The organism is Bradyrhizobium sp. (assembly GCF_049581145.1).
Taxonomy (GTDB): Bacteria; Pseudomonadota; Alphaproteobacteria; order Rhizobiales; family Xanthobacteraceae; genus Bradyrhizobium.
The window spans coordinates 1-2,272 of the sequence record NZ_JBAURI010000684.1 but is presented as its reverse complement, the minus strand read 5'-3'; the positions used below and the strand labels follow the sequence as shown (position 1 = coordinate 2,272).

Below are 2,272 nucleotides of genomic sequence, written 5' to 3'. Positions count from 1 at the left end.
CTCGTGAACCTGATCGTTCTGGTAGGAGGTCACATAGAAGAACGGGCTGCATTCCTTGCCGGCATAGCTCGACGGTCCGGCATTCGGGCTGATCAGGAAGGTCTTGCTGTCGACGACCGGCTTGTGGATCGCCTGCAGGATGTTGGAGAAGATCGGGCCGACCACGAAATCGACCTTGTCGCGCTCCAGCAGGCCCTTGACCTTGGTCACGGCCGCGTCCGGCTTCAGTTCGTCATCGACCACCGTGACGTCGACGTCCTTGCCGCTCATCTTGCCGCCGAGGTCCTTGACCGCCAGCGCGAAACCGTCGCGGGCCTGCTGGCCCAGTCCCGCCGCCGGTCCCGACAAGGTCACGATGACGCCGATCCTGATCTTGTCGTCTGCGACCGCGGGGCGGACCGCGATGCTCAACAGGACCGCCAGTCCGGCCAACTTCCACAGCTGCTGCATGAAAACTCCCCCTGAAAGACGACCTGCGTGCGGGCCTTCGAGCTTATGCTGACCAAGGCTGTCGCCGCAAGCCAAGCGGCGGCCCGCCCGCGACCGCTCCCGACGCGGCATGCAAGCGGCGCGCCAATTGCTTGAAGCCTAAAGCAATTGCAAACCGGCGCGGTCGCCGTTTTGGCTTGCGATATGTCGCGAATTATTTGAAGGTCGAAACAATGGGCAAAGAGCCCGGCCGGCGAGCGAACGGCAGCGGTGCAGCTGGAGGTCCAGTCAGTTATGATTGCATCATGATCCTTGATTCCGAGACCAAGGCCGTCGAACTCCCCGAGGATCACGGCAACGAACTGCGACTGTGGCTGCGGCTGTTGACCTGCACGACCCTGATCGAGGGGACGGTGCGTAGTCGCCTGCGCGAGCGGTTCGACGTCACGCTGCCGCGCTTCGACCTGATGGCGCAGCTCGACCGGGCCCCCGAGGGCATGACGTTGTCGGATGTGTCCAAGCGCATGATGGTGTCGAATGGCAACGTGACCGGGCTGGTCGAACGCCTGGTCGAATCCGGCCATCTGGACCGGCGCACCTCGGACACCGACCGTCGGGTCCAGGTGATCCGGCTGACAAAGGCCGGCCGCGCCGAGTTTCGCAAGATGGCGGCCGAGCACGAGACGTGGATCGCCGATATCTTTTCCGATCTGACGCCCAAGGATGTCCGCGACCTGATGCGGCTGTTGGCCAAGACCAAGGGCTCGGCCCACAAGGCCGCCGACCGGCGCGCGCCCTAAGCCATGGCCGAGGTCGACTACGAGGTCGAGTACAACAACCGGGCGCGGGTTCCCGAAAATCCGGCGCTGATGGCGGGCTGGGCGCGGGACGCCGCGGCCTATCGGGAACGGAACGCGCCGCAAGTGATCCGTTATGGGCCGGGGCCGCGCAACACGATCGATCTCTTTGCCGGCCATGATTTTGCCAGCCGTGACAATGCTCCGATCGTGGTCTTCATCCATGGCGGCTATTGGCAGGCGCTGGACGGCTCCTCGTCCAGCCATTGCGCGCGCGGGCTCAACGCGCATGGCGTCAGCGTTGCCGTTCCGACCTACGATCTCTGTCCGCAGGTAAGCGTCGACACCATCATCGCAGAAATGCGGGCCGCGACGCGTGAACTGGCGCGGCTCGGTCGCTCGCTGGTGATCAGCGGCCATTCCGCCGGCGGGCATCTGGCGGCCTGCATGCTGGCGACGGATTGGCCGGCCTATGATGCGTCGCTGCCGCAGGATCTCGTGACCGCGGCCTATGCCATTTCGGGCCTGTTCGACCTCGTGCCATTGGTCGACACCTCCATCAACAAGGCGCTGCGTCTCGATCCCGCGGCGGCCAGGGCCGCAAGCCCGTTGTCCTGGACGCCGCCTGCCGGCCGCACGCTCGATGCCGTGGTCGGCGGCCAAGAGAGCGCGGAATATTTCCGCCAGAGTCGGACCATCGTCGAGCGATGGGGCAAGGCCGGCGTCGCGACCCGTTTCGGCACCGTTGCCGATGCCAACCATTTTACCGCGATCGCGCCGCTGGCCGATCCGGAGTCGGCGATGGTGCAGCGCTTGAAGGAATTGGCAGGCGGCTGAGGTCGGTTAGTCCTACTCCCTCATGACCGAGCGAGGCGCATGATACCCCCGCTGGTCATGCCCGGGCATTCGCAAAGCGAATGAGCCGGGAATCCATAACCACAGGCCGGAATTGTTGGGTGAGATGGTTGTTGCGTGCATCTTGATTCATTATCAAGATCAGTGGTTATGGATTCCGGGCTCGCGCTTCGCGCGCCCCGGAATGACGG

At 64.4% G+C, this 2,272-nt stretch carries 3 protein-coding genes; 2 read left to right on the top strand and 1 reads right to left on the bottom strand.

The genetic code is table 11. The annotated features are described in order from the left end of the window. Positions 1 to 450: ABC transporter substrate-binding protein (locus WCB02_RS22300; RefSeq protein ID WP_423961482.1), on the bottom strand; the 450-nt coding region annotated here is incomplete at its 3' end. Positions 451 to 734: 284 nt separating this feature from the next. Between WCB02_RS22300 and WCB02_RS22295 the strand changes: the two genes are divergently transcribed. Then, entirely contained in the window at positions 735 to 1,229 is a 495-nt protein-coding gene (locus WCB02_RS22295; RefSeq protein WP_423961480.1) for a MarR family winged helix-turn-helix transcriptional regulator, read from the top strand. A gap of 3 nt (positions 1,230 to 1,232) precedes the next feature. Further along, a complete protein-coding gene (locus tag WCB02_RS22290; protein WP_423961478.1) occupies positions 1,233 to 2,063 on the top strand; it encodes an alpha/beta hydrolase in 831 nt (276 codons plus the stop codon). Positions 2,064 to 2,272 lie beyond the last annotated feature (209 nt).

What these genes read in the sequence shown, in the direction of transcription:
- WCB02_RS22295 (WP_423961480.1), top strand. Translation starts at nt 735, where the DNA reads ATGATCCTTGATTCCGAGACCAAGGCCGTCGAACTCCCCGAGGATCAC.
- WCB02_RS22290 (WP_423961478.1), top strand. Translation starts at nt 1,233, where the DNA reads ATGGCCGAGGTCGACTACGAGGTCGAGTACAACAACCGGGCGCGGGTT.